A 17,125-nucleotide genomic window follows, 5' to 3' on the forward strand; every position below is an offset into this window, starting at 1 on the left:
AAAGGAGGCAGATAATTATGCGAGCAATTATAGCACTGGGGGGAAATGCTTTGCAAGCGAAAGGATTTCCGGCTACAGCAGAATGTCAATTACAAACTATCAAAGATACAGCAATTTATTTAGCTAATATGATTGAAAGTGATGTCCAGATTGTTATTGTACATGGGAATGGTCCACAAGTAGGTCGACTGGTTGTGCAAAATGAATGTGCAAAAAATTTAACGCCGGCTATGCCATTCGATGTTTGCGGTGCAATGAGTCAAGGCATGATAGGATATCATATTCAACAAGCATTAGGTGAAGAATTGCATAAGCGCCATATTGATAAATCGGTCATTACGCTTATTACACAAACTATTGTTGATAAAAATGATAAAGGCTTTCAAAATCCGACCAAACCAATCGGTCCATATTATAATGAAACGGAAGCGAATACCTTACGGGAAGAAAAAGGGTATTCGATGATGGAAGATTCTGGACGTGGCTATCGGCGCGTAGTGGCTTCGCCAAATCCTTTGAAAATTGTTGAAATTGATACAATTAAAAAATTGGTGAATGATGGTGCAATCGTAATTTCTACTGGTGGGGGTGGAATTCCTGTTATTGAGTTAGCAGATGAAACTTTAGAAGGTGTGACGGCAGTTATTGATAAAGACTTGGCTTCAGCGAAGCTGGCTGACGAGCTGCAAGCCGATCAACTTGTTATATTAACAGCTGTTGATAACGTTGCCATTAATTTTGGTAAATCAAATCAAAAAAACTTGGATAGTTTGACAGTAAAAGAAGCACAACAATATATGGAAGAAGGCCAGTTTGGAACAGGCAGTATGCTTCCCAAAATACAGGCAGCAATCAATTTTGTCACAGCTAATCCTGGGAAAAAAGCAGTAGTTGCATCATTGAAAAATGCAAAAGATGCATTACGTGGCTGCTCTGGTACGGTTATTGTAGCTTGAATAAAAAGTCAAATTTTGAATGACTATGCTGTTTAAAACCAAATATATATTATATAATGAAGTAACTCGGTATTTTATCTGATACTGAGTTACTTTTTTTTGTGCACCGACATGCGTGGAAATCAGTTGTTTACACGTAATTCACGTTAGCTTGTCTCATGAATTCGGATGTTTCTAGATTTTTTTATTTAGACATTATTTTTGATTATGATCATCTTTTACAATTACTAATATTTATACATTATGGTGCAAGCTTTGCTTATTTCTAAACTAGAAATAAAATAATAAGAAAATAGGAACCAGCCCGATTAAATCGTTTTTTCAAAGAAAATGATTTAATCGGGCTGGCCTCTGTATGTTTTAAGTATATGTAAGACTATTTCGTTTTTTAATATATGTAATATTTATACGCTTTTAATTGCATTTTTTTTCAGAAAATCATATAATTATATAATATATAACACGCGTGTTGATTATCCCTCGATAATGACACACTAGGTACTATTTCTATAAAGTCGTAAATTTACGGATTACGAAAGCAAGAACATTCACATAATTACGTAGTATATGCAATCTTTTTGTTAAGAATCTACAGCTATAATGAATGTATTCTTTTGAAGCAGCTATAAATACTTTGATGGTAAAATATAGTTACTCAACAAGCGTGAATATATAAGTTATATTTTGATATTGTATTTATAAAATCAAAATATAACGGTTAATGAGCTTGTTAATTTTAATACAGAGAGAAGTTTTAGGATGAATGATAAACAAATCAATGTGGTTAACGAATTAATGAAAGTCGGTCTTACAAAGTATGAGGCTACGGTATATGTGACATTGTTAGAAAATCCAAGCATTACTGCATATGAAATTAGTAAAAGATCTAATGTTCCACAGTCGAAAATTTACTCTACAGTAAAGGCGCTTATGGGCAAAAATTTCATTAATTTAATTGATCAAATGTCACCCAAAAAGTATGTTGCTATTCCGTTAGAGGATCTTTTGGAAAATTATAAAAAAGAAACAGATTCGCGCATTAAATATATCAAAGAAAATGCAAAAAACATGAATACGGGTAGAGAGTATGATTATTTTTTACATTTTTATGGTACGGATAAGATTTTTGCTAAACTTCGGGAAATGATTCAAAATGCTGAAAAAAGTATCTATTTAGATATTTGGGCAGAAGATTATGAACTGCTTTATAGTGATTTGGCAGCCGCTGTGAAACGTGGCGTTACTATTGTTTGTGTTGCTTATGGTCCGGTGCATAAAGAATTGGGAAAAATGTATTACCATGAGATGCCAGGAATGGAAGAAGATGCCTTGAAAAATGGGCGCTGGCTATCGCTTGTTGTAGACTATTCGCAGTGCTTGTTTGCTATTTTAAAGAGTTTGGATAGTTGTGGAGTCTGGACACAGAACAAGGCATTTATGCTTGTTACAGAATGTTTTATTACACATGATATTTTAATTGCAGAAATTTACGGAAAGTTTAGACCCATGTTAAATGAAGCTTTTGGGCCTAATCTTGAAAAAATAAGAGAAAACCTGCATATTGGATGATGTTTGTATTATATTTATAATTTTTTGAATGGGAAGGGGATTTCTGGAGTAACTATTTAGATGGTCGAAGACGATTTAGTGGATTGGATTGATCTTTAACCCGGAAATCGACAAATTTGCAGTAGTTATTAATGGCTATTATAAAAGTTGAGAATAGAAAGTGATAAAAATGCAAAGACAGGTATTGTAGTTTGAAAATTATTACAACAGGTAGTGCGAAAGAATTGTGTAAACCTCCAGTGTTAGCTAAAATAAAACTAATATTGGAGGCATTTTATTTTGGTGATAGAGTCAAAAATATTACAAAGGATCACGAACAAAAATTTACGTGATTTTTCCGTACGGTTTTTTTATGGGGGCTAAATAGTTTTCATACTGTTAGAGAGGAACTTTAATGCCGTCCTGACTGAATTGTGTCAAGGAACGGCATTTTTGATCTGATTTTTAAGCGCTATTTAATTTTTTACTTTGATTTTAACACAGGAGTTTAGAGGCACCAATAGAATAAAAAGGGTAAGGTGTCAAATTACACTATAAAAAAAGGGAGTGAAACTATAATGGATTTAGGATTGAGAGACAAACCGGTTTTAGTCATGGGTTCAAGTGCTGGTTTAGGTAAGGCGGCTGCCTTGGAATTTTGTAAAGAAGGTGCAAAGGTTATGTTGTTTAGTACCAGTGAAGAAAAACTAAAAGCTGCTCAACTAGACATAAAAAAAGTAACCGGTTGCGAGCCAGCTTATACTGTAGGTGATATAACGGTTGCAGCGGATATTCAAAGAGTAGTTAAAAATACAGTTGAACAATTTGGACCTATTTATGCACTCGTGAATAACGCGGGCGGGCCACCTGCTGGTACGTTTGACAATTTTACAGATGACATGTGGCAGAAGGCGTATGAGTTGAATCTCTTATCGTATATTCGTACAATCCGTGAAGTCTTGCCGATTATGCGTAAAGCAGGGCGTGGACGCATAATCAATTATACGTCCTCATCGGTAAAGCAAGTTTTGGATAATTTAATTCTTTCGAATACCTTTCGTATGGGCGTTTTGGGGCTTACGAAAACTTTATCACAAGAGCTTGGCGGTGAAAATATTTTGATTAATGTTATGGGACCAGGAAGAATTAAAACGGAACGGATTGAAAAGCTTGATACGATTCAGGCGCAAAAATCAAATATTACACTGGAAGAAGTTTATAATAAATCTATTAAAACGATTCCATTGAGACGCTACGGTCAGCCGGAAGAATATGCAAAAATGACAGTATTCCTGTGCTCAGCGGCAAATACTTACATTACAGGTCAAACAGTTCTCGTGGATGGCGGATTAACCAAAACATATTGATCTGGAATATAAAAAATAGGGCAAATTGGAAGGAAGTGATTAAATCGGCAGAATTATTGAAAAATGTGTATAATCAAAAATTTTTGCTGGAATTTGGGAGTAAGATTCAATCGGTTTATGGTAATTTTGATACTAGAAAATTTATTGCCTCTGTGATGGACGAAAGATGGAATGATCTTCCACTAAAAACTCGAATGCGACGAATTTCTCAAACTATGGGGGCTTATTTACCTAGTCGATATGAAACTGCGCTGGATATTTTGTTTACAATTAACGATACCTGCACAGGTCTTCCCTATTTAATTTTCCCAGACTTTGTAAAAATATATGGTCAGGCAGAAAAACACTGGACACTTTCAATGAAAGCACTCGAGAACTTTACTCTGCAATCATCATCGGAATTTGCTATACGACCCTTTATTTTAGCTGATCCGGAACGGGCAATGCAACAAATGACTATATGGGCGCAGCATCCAAATGAGCATGTGCGGCGGTTGGCCAGTGAAGGTTGCCGCCCGCGGCTTCCTTGGGGAGAAGCTCTAACTATATTTAAAAAAAACCCGCAACCAGTGTTAGCTGTTTTAGAACTTTTAAAGGCAGATCCTGCGCTTTATGTACGAAAAAGCGTAGCAAATAACCTCAATGATATTGTCAAAGATAATCCTGAAATTGTACTCGAAACTGTAAGGCGTTGGCGGGGGAAAAATACCGATACGGACTGGATTATACGGCAGGGTTGTCGTACATTAATCAAACAAGCCAATGTCGAGGCTATGGAATTATTTGGTTACACAAAGTTAACAAATGAAATTGGATTTATCACAGATGCTTCCTTGTCGGTAGCAACATCTGTAATAGCATTAGGTGAAAGCTGCGAACTGCAATATAGTCTAAAAATAAGGGCAGGAGAGGCGGTGCATATTCGTCTTTGTTATGGGGTTGATTTCGTTAAGGCACGGGGGAAAACATCACGCAAAATATTCTTCTTGTTTGATAAAACACTACTTGGCGGTACGCATATTACCGGAAAACGGAAACATAATTGGTCTGATCTGACGACGCGGCGACATTATTCGGGGGAGCATCGAATTGTGCTTTTAGTGAATGGGCAAGAAGTTGCTCATTCTGTAATTAAACTTGTAATGTGACAAACTAAAATTAAAAAAAGTGTTGACGTTCTGATAAAGAATTGTTAACATGTTAGTTAGCGATAACTAACATGACTGGGGGTTACTATACAAATGGAAAACGTGTCCACCAGAGAAAAAATTCTTGCCGCTGCAACGGCATTGATTGCAGATAAAGGTTTCAAAGAAACAACAACCCGGGATATTGCAACGGCAAGCAGTGTGAGCGAGATGTCTGTTTTTCGGCACTTTGGTTCTAAAAAAGCGATTCTTCTGGCGATTATCCAGCATTATTCTTTTGAATATCCCATCGAAAATGGTCTCAAAGAGCAGCTGACCTGGGAATTGGACCATGATATACTATTGCTCGCAAAAATGCAGTATGAATTCAATCTGAAAAATGAAAAAGCAATTTTAATTCGTTTCAAGGAAAGTCGCAAGCTCGTTGAGTATGGAATTGACGTAAAGGAAAATCCGACTCGGCTTAAGAATTTTTTAATAGAGTATTTTGACGAGATGTATCGACGCGGCAAAATCATCAAAGAGGATAACGAAAAACTCGCTATTCATTTCATGAGCTTCAATTTTGGACTGTTTTGCAATAAAATGATGGACGTTTATGGACCAATTACTTTGGTGTCGAAGGAAGAAGAAATTTACTTTGGCGCCCAGTGTTTTGCACGTGGGATCGCGCTATTGTCTTGATCTTTGTGTGCAGTCAATGTTGGTTATTGTTAAATCATATTTTAGGGGGATATCATTTTTATGACAGTTAAAGATAGAAAAAGTCAACTGGTATTGACGGTTTTCTTAGGGATTTTGGCAGCACTTGCGCCGCTTTCAATAGATATGTATCTACCAAGCCTGCCGCTTATGCCGGAAGAATTCGGAGTTACTACATCCGTTATCCAGCTTACACTTACGATGACCATGGCTGGTATGGCGATTGGACAGATTTTTGCTGGTCCCATAAGTGACATGAAGGGACGCCGGATGCCTTTGGTTATCGGCATGCTTATATTTGCCATTTCGACGCTGGTTTGCATATTTGCAACGTCTATTTATGTTTTTCTTATATTTCGTTTTATACAGGGATTGGCTGGGGCGGTGGGCATTGTTATCGCTCGTGCGATTGCCCGAGATGTGTGCGAGGGACCGCAGCTCACAAAGCTCTTTTCCATGCTTATGCTGGTGAATGGTCTGGCACCAATTCTCGCACCAGTTATCGGTGGGGAAATTCTTATTTTTACCTCATGGCGGGGCATTTTTGTATTGCTCATGCTCATTGGTCTTATGCTGACTATGGCAGCACTGCTTTTCAAAGAGAGTCTGCGTCCTGAAAACCGTATTAGTGGATGGGGCTCGACTTTCAAAAGCTTCCGTGCATTGATCACAAATAAATATTTTCTTGGTCACTGTCTTATGCAATGCTTTTCTTTTGCGGCATTTTTTTCTTATATATCTGGGTCTTCTTTTATATTCCAAAATATTTATGGTGTTTCTGCCCAAGAATATAGTTTGATTTTTGGCGGCATTGGGATTGCAATTGCAATAACGGGTGTAATTCCGATGCGTTTGGCGGGGCGTGTCGCGGACGAAAACCTTTTGCGCTGGTCGCTTGTACAGTCTTTTGTAGGTAGTTTGCTGATTTTTACGGCTTGTTGGTTTAATGCACCGCTGGCATTACTCATATTGTCGTTGCTTGTCGTGATTCCGATGATTGCTATCATGGGGGCTACGAGCTTTTCACTTGCGATGCGTGCTCATGGTAAAAATGCAGGCAGCGCCTCAGCGCTTATCGGCTTTTTTTCGATGATTTCAGGAAGCATAATGGCTCCGCTTGTCGGCATTGCGGGTAGTGCGAACCCCATGCCGATGGCTGTTATCATGCTAATCGGTGAGGCTGGAGCACTTCTGTTTTTTTATGTGATGATTATGCCGTCGCATAAAAAAGTGCCTGTGACCGAATGAAATAGCAAGGAATCTTATAAATTGAAAGACAAGGCGTTCTAGCGTGAAGCCTTGTCTTTTTTGTGTGTAAAAAAAATGTAAAATTTTTGAACCAAAATGAATTTGCGCTCGTAATTATTAGTGAGAAAGTAAATTTTTTTAGAAAAGGTGATTTTTTGAAACGTATATGTTTATTACTAATGAGTTTATTGTTTGCTTTTAGCAGTAATACTGTTGGAGCGGCACAATGGGCTGGGCTGGAATTACCGGCAGTGACAGGAAACTACAGGGTTGGTACAGTAGAAGTCCCGATGATTGATTTGCAGCGCGCGGGGGTCTATGCGGACGGCAGCTCGTCTCGGCATCGGGAAATAATGACACAGATATGGTATCCGGCAGACATTGGAACGACTGGTCCAAAAAGTATATATTTGGATGAAGCTACGATGGAATATATGTTAAAAGACAATACGATTCCTGGTCTTGACAAAAACAGTCGCTTTAAGGTCAAGACACATGCAGTGTATAATGCGCCCATAGCTGGTGGTCGGCGGCAGTTTCCAGTACTGATTTTTTCACAAGGGTTTGGGACAAGTTACTTTCTGTACCAAAGCATTTTAGAAGATCTTGCTTCCCATGGTTATATTGTCGTGGGAGTTAATTCTCCAAATGTTGCAAGCATAACTAAATTTCCCCACGAGCCGAGCCGTATATTGCCAACGTTTGCTAACGATGATGATGAAAGTGCCTATTTAACAAAGCATTTTTCGGAAATTACAGCGGATTTGCGCTTTGTCGCTCGACAAATGTCGACGGTGAATGACGATTTTCGCTTGCCTCTGGCAAAGCGAGTCGATGTAAATCGGATTGGTTGTTTTGGTCATTCTTATGGTGGCGCAGCAGCTATTCAAGCTGCTAGTGAAGACTCTGAGATCAAAGCTGGGGCTAATCTTGATGGGTCATTTTGGGGTGAGGCTTTTAAGCGACCAACGGTTAAACCAATGATGCTTCTTGCCAATGAGGAAAGCTATGAAGGTGATTCAACCATGCAAACCTTTGAAGCAAATATGGGAAAAGAAAGCTGCGGTATTAAGGTAAGAGGCTTGACGGCTTTGTCACATCTAGGGTTTTCAGATTCAAAGCTGCTTATGGCATCATTAATGGGGGATGAAGAGGGGACGGTAGCGGCTGAGCGGATTATCCAGCTTACACGTGCTAGTGTTCGGACTTTCTTTGATATCAAGTTTAATAATGCGGTACCAAACGAGCTGCAGGAGTTTAAGAAAACGTTCCCCGAAGCAGTTGTTTATGAGCCTTGATAATGTTGACAATAAGATTACATTTGATCCTGTTGCACAAATTTTAGTCGAAGTTTGGATTCCGGTAGAAAAAGAATAAGTGGTTTTGTTATAAATATTCATAAGGAGTCATATGCCCCTTGAAAAGGGCGGCGATAATGTATAAAACGTTTAAGCCGCCTCTTTTTTTGCGTTATGAAAGATTGTAATCTTTAGCAAGAAACATTTAAATATTTAGCAGTGTAATTTTGTTGATTGGTAATATCAGTATGAAGGACTATTTCATATAGAATTGTTAAATTAGATGAATATGCAATATATCATACAGCTTTTGTGTGAATAAACAGGTTTTTGTACTTTTATGGTGAATAATTAATAGTTAAAGCAAGAGCAAACTGTAAGTATATATGGAGGCAGTTTTAATTTCAGATGGAAATGGTTTTGCTGTAGTTGCTGACGAAGTCCGCAAATTATCACAAAATACCCAAGATAGTTTAAATCAAACCAATAGTTCGATTCAGACTTTGTTTCAGAGTGTAGATGAAATATCGACGAAGATTAAAACAAGTAATGATTTCACCTATAAATTTCAAGATGAAATGGATCAATTTAATACGATTTAACACATGTAGGTAAGGATATTATTGATGCTGTCGACATTATAGCTGCATCGATTGAACGTATTGCTGAAACGGATTCGGCTAATAAAACAACCCAAGGTGAACTAACAAAAGTTTCAAATTTGGTTAGTTTTATGGAACGTGATGAAAAATAAGATAAATAGGATTTAGAAAATTAACTGGCATTTTACAAGAATTTAAAATTGTTATAGTAAGCATAAAACAGTAATGGAGTTAAAATATTATGGAAAACATGTTTTTTATCAAAGGAGTCATACTTGGATTTTCTATCGCAGCACCTGTCGGTCCTATCGGAGTACTTTGCATTCGACGCACCTTGTCAAATGGTTTATTAAATGGATTTATTTCAGGACTTGGTACGGCAACCGCCGATGCCTTATATGGTTGTATCGCCGCTTTTGGTTTAACCGTTATATCCACTTTTTTAATAAATAGTCAATTTTATTTACATTTAACAGGAGGACTATTTTTACTTTATCTCGGATATAAAACTTTTCAATCCGTTCCAGCCGAAATTGCGGCAAAAGCAAATGGAAAGGGGCTTTTTGGGTCGTATACGTCGGCGTTTTTTCTAACATTGACCAATCCTCTGACGATCATGTCATTTGCTGCTGTTTTTGCTGGACTGGGAATAGGAACGGCTGGTGGAGAATTTGCATCTGGTTTACTTGTTTTAGGTGTCTTTATCGGCTCTATGCTTTGGTGGTTATTCTTGAGCGGAACGGTTAATTTACTTCGTACACGGTTTGACAAAAAAAGACTGCACTGGGTTAATCAGATTTCCGGAGTTGTGATAACTGCCTTTGGAATTTTAAGTCTGTCAACTCTTTAGATTAAAATTCATTATTGACAAAGCTTATCTCCACAGCTATTATATGTATATACATATAATAGCTGTGGAGGTATTTATAATGTTAAAGTTACCAGATATGCAATCTTGTATTTGTGGAAATTTAAGAAAAACGACACGTGTGATCACTCAGTTTTATGATCAGCACTTACAATCAACTGGTCTACGCACCACACAATGTGCATTGCTTCGTAGTATTTCATTGCATAAAAACATTGCGGTTGGTGAACTGGCTGCTATACTGCTGATGGACCAAAGTACGGTTACGAGAAATATTGAAATATTGAATAAGCATGGATACATTCAGATTGTGCCTGAACAGCAGGACGCTCGAAAAAAATTAATTTCAATTACAACAGATGGTGAACACAAGCTTGAAGCAGCTATACCCTTATGGGAAGAGGCACAAAGAAAAATCGAACAAGTACTGGGAAAGCAATTTAATGGCTTTTTAGAAACACTAGACTCTATTAATAAACTTGGCAAATAAAAATTTTGACAATATATATGTATATACATATATTTAAATAGTCTATGAACATGAAATAAAACGGCAAAAATAATTGAGTATGTAAAATGGAGGTTCAAGACGGATGAGACTAACATTATTTAACGGAAGTCCAAGGAAAAATTGGAATACTGAAATTCTCTTGCAACATGTAATGAAAGGTGCAGCAGCAAATGGCGCAGAAACGGAACTCATCCATCTTTATGATTTAAATTATAAAGGTTGTAGAAGCTGTTACGCCTGTAAACGAGTGGGCGGAAAAAGCTATGGCCATTGTGCGATTCAGGATGATTTAACTGAGATCTTTAAAAAAGTAGAAGAATCGGATGCCCTAATTTTTGGTTCGCCTATTTATTATGGAAATGTTACCGGTGAGATGCGGTCTTTTTGGGAAAGATTGTTGTTTCCATACTCCGTATTTGATATGGAACGGTCATCTCTGTTTAAAAAGAAAATACGAACAGGAATCATTTATACCATGGCAGCAAATGAGATTCAGATGAAGACAATGGGGTATGAACAAAATCTTCATCTCATGGAACTGTTTATCAAGAAAATTTTTGGGGAAACAGAATCACTATTTGCTATTGATACCTGCCATTTTGAGGACTATACGCAATATGTTTCAACTTTTTTTGATGCAGAGGCAAAGCAAAAATGGCGGCAGGAAGAATTCCCCCAGGATTGTCAGAAGGCTTGGGAAATGGGAGCAAGAATTGTTCAGCCAATTTATATTTAATGGAGCGTGGTAATTATGGGGAAAATATTATGTTTTATTTACGAAGAAATGGTTGATTTTGAAATGACATTAGCGTGTCATCTGCTTAACCGAGAGATTGTTTGTATTGCTTATGAAAAGCAAGTGATAAAAAGCAAATCTGGAATATGGTATTATCCTATGGCTACAGTAAAAGATGCACTGGATTTTACCGATGTGGAGGCTTTAATTATACCAGGGGGATTTAATGATGAGCAGCGACCAGAATTAACGGAACTCATTCAAAATTTAAATAACAAAAGCATCTTATTAGCTGCAATTTGTGCTGGTACGCAGTATTTAGCGAGGGCTGGAGTTTTACAAGGGAGAATGTATACAACTGTATTAACCAAAGAAAAGCTTAGAAAGGTTTTTCCAATGGCATTAGATGACCCATTTCCGCGGGAAAGCTATATTAATAAAAATGTGGTAAAAGATCAAAATATCGTTACGGCTTTGGGAAATGCATTTGTGGATTTTGCAGTAGAAATACTTGACTATTTTAAACTTTTTAAAGAAGAAAAGGAAAAGCAGGATATGAGTAATCATTATAAGTGCCTAATTAGTTTTTCTCCATCAGTAAATGCTCTTAAGGATAATTCCTCAGATATTGCAAAATTAGAATCATGAGTTCCACAGCAATGAATACTATCCGTTAAATCCCAACCATAAAGTGCAAATACATTATTAATAAAATTAATATCATCTGCACCTATTTTAGGATCTGCACCCCCTTGAGCAAATATCGTTATTATCTTTTTACCTGGATGTCTTGGTACAAAATCTCCAAGCCCTCCAATCATTGGAAATGTACGGTCTAACCAAACTTTTGCTTGACCTGTAATTTGGTGATAATAGATTGGAGAACCAAATATAATAGCATCTGCTTCATTAATAGCCTCATACATTGGTTGTAGATAATCTTGAATAGCACAGCCATCATGTGTACGGCAATAATAGCATCCTTGACAACCACGAATTCCAGAATCATTCAAATCAAATTCAATAATTTCGGCACTTTTTGATTTGGCTCCGTTGGTCACTTGGTCTAATAGTTTTGCAGTATACCCATTTTTTCGTGGACTACCATTAAAAATAACAACCTTTGACATTTAATATCGCTCCCTTTTAGTAGTTTTATTTTAGATGTTGCTTGCATTGATTATAATATGAATGTTGTTATAATTGAAGTACGCACTTTATGGTTAGATACTCAATAAAAGGAGAGTGATTTTATGAAAGATGGACCTATTGATCCTTTGGTATGTCCCATGTCATATACAGTATCTATTGTCAGTGGTAAATGGCAATGGGTAATATTATGGTTATTATATAACGAAAAAGTACAAAGATATGGAGAACTAAAGAAAAGGCTGGCAACTATTTCTCATAAAATGTTAAGCCAACAATTAGATTCACTTGAATTTGAGCAATTAATCCATCGTGAAGAATATCCGCAAATACCTCCTAAAGTGGAATATTCTTTAACTGAGAAAGGTGAAACATTAATCCCTATATTGAAGCTTATGGCTATGTGGGGAGTACAGCACGGTTCACAAGCATATATTGAGTAAATATCGATAACCATCAAGTGACAAAAAACAATAGTTGTCATTTGGTGATTATCGTGTTATTATAGGTTTAAGGAGATGAAATATACTTTATGGGCGATTTTTCAGGAATACTAACGAAAGAGCAGATACTTGTAACAACGGAAGAAGCGCTCAGACGTTTCGGGGTGGCAAAAACCTCTGTGATAGATGTTGCCCGTATATTGAATGTAAGTCATGGAACGATTTATCGACACTTCAAAAGCAAGAATGAGCTTCTTGAAGGCGTTACTGAAAAATGGCTTGACGAAAAAATCATTAAGCCGTTAACAGCTGTTTGTAAGGACACTTCAATGGAAGGACCTCAACATTTACAAACATATCTTCGGACACTCATTGAATTAAAACACCACTATGCTCGTGAAGATGAAGAGATGTTTAAAATGTATGCAAAAGTAACCGATGAAGCTGCTGATTTAATTTATAAACACGTTAATCATATTACAGATCAAATGGGTGAAATCATTACCCGTAGTCGCATAAAATCGGAGGAACCTTCTCGCTTAGCACGAACTATTTTCTATGCTACGATACGATTCCATCACCCAGCTCATGCCTATGAATGGAAAAGTCCAACGATTTATAAGGAGTTTTTAGATGTGTGGACTTTACTGGAAAAAGGGTTTATATCTGAAAAGTGAAATACGGGGAAGCGGATGAATTTAATAACTTTAGTAACAGGTGCAAAAAATAAAGTAGAAGGAAGGTTGAATGAAAATGAAAATTTTAGAAGGAAAAGTAGCAATCATAACTGGGTCTTCGAGAGGCATTGGACGTGTTGTTGCTGAACAACTGGCTGATCTAGGTGCTAACGTGGTGATTAATTATTCCAGCAATCGCCAAAAGGCAGATGATGTGGTGGAAGGCATTCTTAAAAAAGGAGGCAAAGCGGTAGCACTTCATGCTGATCTAAGTAAGTTAAATGATGTTAAAGAATTGTTTACAAAAACAATTGATGAGTTCGGTAAAGTGGATATTCTGATTAATAATGCCGGGCTGATGATAACCAAACCTCTTTCGGATGTAACGGAAGACGATTTTGACAAACAATTTGCCGTAAACGTGAAAGGTACTTTCTTTGCATGTCAGCAAGCATTGAAACACATGGAAAACAACGGAAGAATCGTGAACTTCTCGACGTCTGTAGCCGGGCAAATGTTTCCGACGTACAGTGTATATGCTGGCACAAAAGGTGCAGTTGAACAATTCACGCGTCAACTTGCAAAAGAATTCGGCTCCAAACAAATTACAATTAATGCAGTGGCGCCTGGACCTGTAAACACTGAGCTTTTTAAGTTGGGAAAAACAGAGCAGCAAATCGACGCTATGAAAAAGATGAATGCTTTTGGCCGGATTGGTGAACCAGAAGATATTGCAAATGTCATTGAATTTCTAGTAAGCGATCAATCACAATGGGTAACGGGTCAAACCCTGCGTGTAAATGGTGGATTTATTTAAACAAGTTACTCGTAAAAAGCCTTCATTCTATGCACTTTTATTGATTATAGGAGGCGCTGCTAGTGAAAGATTTTCCAGAATTTATGAAAAATGAGAAGAATCATATTGATAGCAATCAACAAAATACAAAAGATATTGATGGATACTTTTTTACAGGTGCTGATGGTAGTCAGATGGCTTTTTGGACATGTTATTCTGATAGAATCTCTAAAGAACATAAGCATCCATTCGATGAATATATGGTATGTATTTCTGGGAAATATATTGTTACCATGAATGGGCAAAAAATCATTTTGAATCCCGGTGATGAACTTTTTATTCCCAAAGGAACGGCACAAGGTGGGAGTTGTATTGCAGGGACAAGGACAATCCATGTTTTTGGTGGAAAGAGAATTATTAAAGAAGTAAAATAATTTCAAGAAACATATATATTTAACAGTCATCCGATTTGGGTGACTGTTTATTTATGTGGTTCGTGTTATAGGGAAAGAGCATACAGAACTGACGGCGTGCTTTTTGTATAAAGATAAAATATAATATATAGGTAAAAATATAGTATTTGGTATTTGATAAAACGCAGTTAGGTTTAAATACAGTAGTCTGTTCACCAAGAAAAATTAAGTGGTAGGGGACTGATTATCAATGGATGGAAAGAACAAAAATCATTTATGATATATGGTTTGTTTGGTTTAACGATGGTTGAAATTGGCAAATATTTATCTGTTACAGTAAGTAGAGCTGTTGTAGGTATTGATACGTTAGTGCTTATTCTATGCATTATAAAAGATTAGAAAATTTTAAAAAAACTTGGATTGTGCGGATACTTTTGTATATTAGCGGGCCTGATTTTTGGATTGATAGGGTTAATCTTTTTTGTTGTCATTTTGGATATTCCGTTAACATTGGGTTAGGTAGAAGAAGATAGAATAAAATCATTTGATGAATAGTTTTTGTATTTATGTTATGAATATATCGTGTTACAATTATATCCAAGAATGGTACGTGATTATGATGAAAGAAAACATTGTTATGATGACTATGTGGGTTGAGTTCTGGTTTGTTACTCTAACTTTTTATAATACGTTTTAGAATTAAATCAAGGGGAGTTAATAATAAATGAAATATTTTCACGTAGATGTGTTTTCAGAAAAATCTTTAAGTGGTAATGGCTTAACGGTTGTGTTTCCTGATAAGAAAATTGACCATCAAACATTATTATCTATTACACAAGAATGTAAACAGTTTGAGACCATTTTTATATATCCATCCGTTGAAGAACAGTATCCAGTCAGAATTTTCACGGTAGAGGAAGAATTGAATTTTGCTGGTCACCCTATATTAGGCGCAGGTGCCGTTATACATAAAAATTTTTATGCCAATAAAAATTCTGTGAATATTGATATTACAGCAGCTGGCAGGGTGATTCATTTAACATCAGAAAGACGTGATGATGCTTTTCAGGTTGTCATGGATCAGGGCGAGCCACAATTTATCAAGACAGTTTCATATGAAAAATATCAAGTGATAGCAGCTGTTTTGAATCTTGATATTCAAGATTTCCACGAAGAATATCCTATAGAGATCGTATCTACAGGTTTGCCATATATGCTAATTCCCCTGAAAAAAAACTTAGGAAAAGCTAAAATCGTTATCCCGAATTTTGACGAAGTACTTGCTCAATTTGGTGCAAAATTTGTATATCTATTTGATCCTAAATCACTGGAATGCAGAACTTGGGATAATGAGGGCAATGTGGAGGATGTTGCTACAGGAAGCGCAGCAGGACCATTATGTGCATATCTAGTTAAAAATGGATTCAAACAATCAGGTGAAGTGATTAATATTTATCAAGGAAAATATGTTAACAGACCGAGTAGGATTCAAGGCTGGGTATCAGAGGGAAAAATAGGCAAAAAAGTATTTATACGCGGTGAAGTAGCATTTTTTGGAGTGGGAGAACTATTCATATAGCCATAATACATTCAGGCAATGTTCTGTTGTTTGGCAAAATCTAAAAGGGACTGATCTAATTTGCAATTCGATCAGTCCCTTTTAGATTCAACTTGTACACATTGACTTTTAGGAGCGATAATACCAGTAGTATGGTTATAATTATGATAAAATAGACGTTCATAAATTTATTAGAACATATCATATAAATTATGGAGGAAAACATGAGTAATTTATTTTTTCATATTCATTACTGCAAGTGCAGACAATTTAATAAACCAGAAAAACCGTTACCTAAAATCATTAGAAAAATTCAACATCATGAAATTATTTTTTTTACTCGAGGAAAAGGTGTTCTGAAAATTGGGCAAAAAAGATATCTGGTTAAAGAAGGTATGCTATTCTATATTTGCCCTGATGTACTACATTCTCTCGATTTGGATACGGAAGAGTCTATAGGCTTTTTTTCAGTACATTTTAGCTATACGCACGTAAGTTTTGATGACAGCACTTGGATTATTAGCGGTGAAGGGAAAATGCTTTCATTGAATCAAGGACAAGAATTAAAAGATTACTATCAAATTGAAGATATATTTAAAAAATTAGTTTGCACTTGGAATGCAAAACAACCAGGTTATGAGTTTATTACGAAGACGTTTCTTCAGCAATTATTAATTGCAATTTACCAAAAGGTGACAAAGCAAAGCAAAAATTACTCAATCACCTTAAAGGTAGAAAAAATTATCCAATATATGCATCAAAATATAAATAATAGAGTGACTTTGACTGAATTATCAGAGTTGATAAAGCTGTCACCTACGTATCTATCAAAGGTATTCAAAGAAACTACGGAATATTCCGTTATTGAGTTTTTTAATAAGATGAAAATTGATAAAGCCAAAGAACTTATTATTGAAGGTAATAAAAAGGTCAGAGAAGTAGCGCAAATACTTGGTTTTACGGATGAATTTTATTTTAGCAGGATATTTAAAAAATTTGAAGGAATAAGCCCTTCCGAATATTATAGCAAAAATGTCCATGAAGTTTAATATAATGCATGGTATAAAGCTAATCTGAAGGTTATTATGAGGATAGTATCGTTCAT

Annotated in this window: 19 protein-coding genes; 18 read left to right on the top strand and 1 reads right to left on the bottom strand. The window is 36.2% G+C overall.

Annotation, left to right across the window (positions count from 1 at the left end):
* Positions 1-17 precede the first annotated feature (17 nt).
* The 12 genes from arcC (at position 18) to BMY14_RS02605 (ending at position 11,632) form a co-directional block, all read left to right on the top strand.
* Positions 18-956 carry a carbamate kinase gene (arcC, locus tag BMY14_RS02550; protein WP_218144864.1) on the top strand — a complete coding sequence of 313 codons (939 nt, stop codon included), beginning with the start codon at positions 18-20 and terminating at the stop codon, positions 954-956.
* Between the two features lie 759 nt (positions 957-1,715).
* Complete coding sequence (locus tag BMY14_RS02555) at positions 1,716-2,525, top strand: TrmB family transcriptional regulator (protein ID WP_091828893.1); 810 nt, start codon at positions 1,716-1,718, stop codon at positions 2,523-2,525.
* Positions 2,526-3,082: 557 nt separating this feature from the next.
* On the top strand, positions 3,083-3,871 hold the full coding sequence (locus tag BMY14_RS02560; RefSeq protein ID WP_091828894.1) for an SDR family oxidoreductase: 789 nt from the start codon (positions 3,083-3,085) through the stop codon (positions 3,869-3,871).
* A 35-nt stretch (positions 3,872-3,906) separates the two neighbouring features.
* The gene (locus BMY14_RS02565) at positions 3,907-5,019 is read left to right on the top strand and encodes a DNA alkylation repair protein (RefSeq protein ID WP_245741228.1); all 1,113 of its coding nucleotides are present in this window, start codon (positions 3,907-3,909) and stop codon (positions 5,017-5,019) included.
* A gap of 93 nt (positions 5,020-5,112) precedes the next feature.
* Entirely contained in the window at positions 5,113-5,703 is a 591-nt protein-coding gene (locus BMY14_RS02570) for a TetR/AcrR family transcriptional regulator (protein WP_091828895.1), read from the top strand.
* Positions 5,704-5,763: 60 nt separating this feature from the next.
* A complete protein-coding gene (locus BMY14_RS02575) occupies positions 5,764-6,969 on the top strand; it encodes a multidrug effflux MFS transporter (protein ID WP_091828898.1) in 1,206 nt (401 codons plus the stop codon).
* Positions 6,970-7,148: 179 nt separating this feature from the next.
* Entirely contained in the window at positions 7,149-8,267 is a 1,119-nt protein-coding gene (locus BMY14_RS02580) for an alpha/beta hydrolase family protein (RefSeq protein WP_177177450.1), read from the top strand.
* 386 nt (positions 8,268-8,653) lie between these two features.
* A complete protein-coding gene (locus BMY14_RS02585; protein WP_091828900.1) occupies positions 8,654-8,869 on the top strand; it encodes a methyl-accepting chemotaxis protein in 216 nt (71 codons plus the stop codon).
* 241 nt (positions 8,870-9,110) lie between these two features.
* Positions 9,111-9,719, top strand: a complete 609-nt coding sequence (locus BMY14_RS02590; RefSeq protein WP_091828902.1) for a LysE family translocator — start codon at positions 9,111-9,113, stop codon at positions 9,717-9,719.
* Between the two features lie 79 nt (positions 9,720-9,798).
* The gene (locus BMY14_RS02595) at positions 9,799-10,227 is read left to right on the top strand and encodes a MarR family winged helix-turn-helix transcriptional regulator (RefSeq protein WP_091828903.1); all 429 of its coding nucleotides are present in this window, start codon (positions 9,799-9,801) and stop codon (positions 10,225-10,227) included.
* A 103-nt stretch (positions 10,228-10,330) separates the two neighbouring features.
* Positions 10,331-10,984: a flavodoxin family protein gene (locus BMY14_RS02600; protein WP_091828910.1), complete on the top strand. Its 654-nt coding sequence runs from the start codon at positions 10,331-10,333 to the stop codon at positions 10,982-10,984.
* A gap of 15 nt (positions 10,985-10,999) precedes the next feature.
* On the top strand, positions 11,000-11,632 hold the full coding sequence (locus tag BMY14_RS02605; protein ID WP_091828911.1) for a DJ-1/PfpI family protein: 633 nt from the start codon (positions 11,000-11,002) through the stop codon (positions 11,630-11,632).
* On the opposite strand, the gene BMY14_RS02610 is transcribed toward BMY14_RS02605, so the two are convergent.
* The gene (locus tag BMY14_RS02610) at positions 11,551-12,114 is read right to left on the bottom strand and encodes a flavodoxin family protein (protein WP_091828913.1); all 564 of its coding nucleotides are present in this window, start codon (positions 12,112-12,114) and stop codon (positions 11,551-11,553) included. The genes BMY14_RS02605 and BMY14_RS02610 overlap by 82 nt on opposite strands.
* A gap of 123 nt (positions 12,115-12,237) precedes the next feature.
* On the opposite strand from BMY14_RS02610, the gene BMY14_RS02615 reads away from it, so the two are divergent.
* The 6 genes from BMY14_RS02615 (at position 12,238) to BMY14_RS02640 (ending at position 17,069) form a co-directional block, all read left to right on the top strand.
* Positions 12,238-12,576, top strand: a complete 339-nt coding sequence (locus BMY14_RS02615) for a winged helix-turn-helix transcriptional regulator (RefSeq protein ID WP_091828915.1) — start codon at positions 12,238-12,240, stop codon at positions 12,574-12,576.
* Positions 12,577-12,665: 89 nt separating this feature from the next.
* Positions 12,666-13,253 (top strand): TetR/AcrR family transcriptional regulator, encoded by a 588-nt coding sequence (locus tag BMY14_RS02620; protein WP_091828916.1) that lies wholly within the window; start codon positions 12,666-12,668, stop codon positions 13,251-13,253.
* 70 nt (positions 13,254-13,323) lie between these two features.
* Complete coding sequence (locus tag BMY14_RS02625) at positions 13,324-14,070, top strand: SDR family oxidoreductase (RefSeq protein ID WP_218144865.1); 747 nt, start codon at positions 13,324-13,326, stop codon at positions 14,068-14,070.
* 62 nt (positions 14,071-14,132) lie between these two features.
* A complete protein-coding gene (locus BMY14_RS02630; RefSeq protein ID WP_091828917.1) occupies positions 14,133-14,483 on the top strand; it encodes a cupin domain-containing protein in 351 nt (116 codons plus the stop codon).
* 703 nt (positions 14,484-15,186) lie between these two features.
* Positions 15,187-16,041, top strand: coding sequence for a PhzF family phenazine biosynthesis protein (locus BMY14_RS02635; protein ID WP_091828918.1), 855 nt, complete (start codon positions 15,187-15,189; stop codon positions 16,039-16,041).
* Between the two features lie 203 nt (positions 16,042-16,244).
* Positions 16,245-17,069: an AraC family transcriptional regulator gene (locus BMY14_RS02640; protein ID WP_218144866.1), complete on the top strand. Its 825-nt coding sequence runs from the start codon at positions 16,245-16,247 to the stop codon at positions 17,067-17,069.
* The last annotated feature ends 56 nt before the right edge of the window (positions 17,070-17,125 follow it).

Origin of the sequence: Propionispira arboris, assembly GCF_900109225.1 — a bacterium.
GTDB lineage: Bacteria > Bacillota > Negativicutes > Selenomonadales > Selenomonadaceae > Propionispira > Propionispira arboris.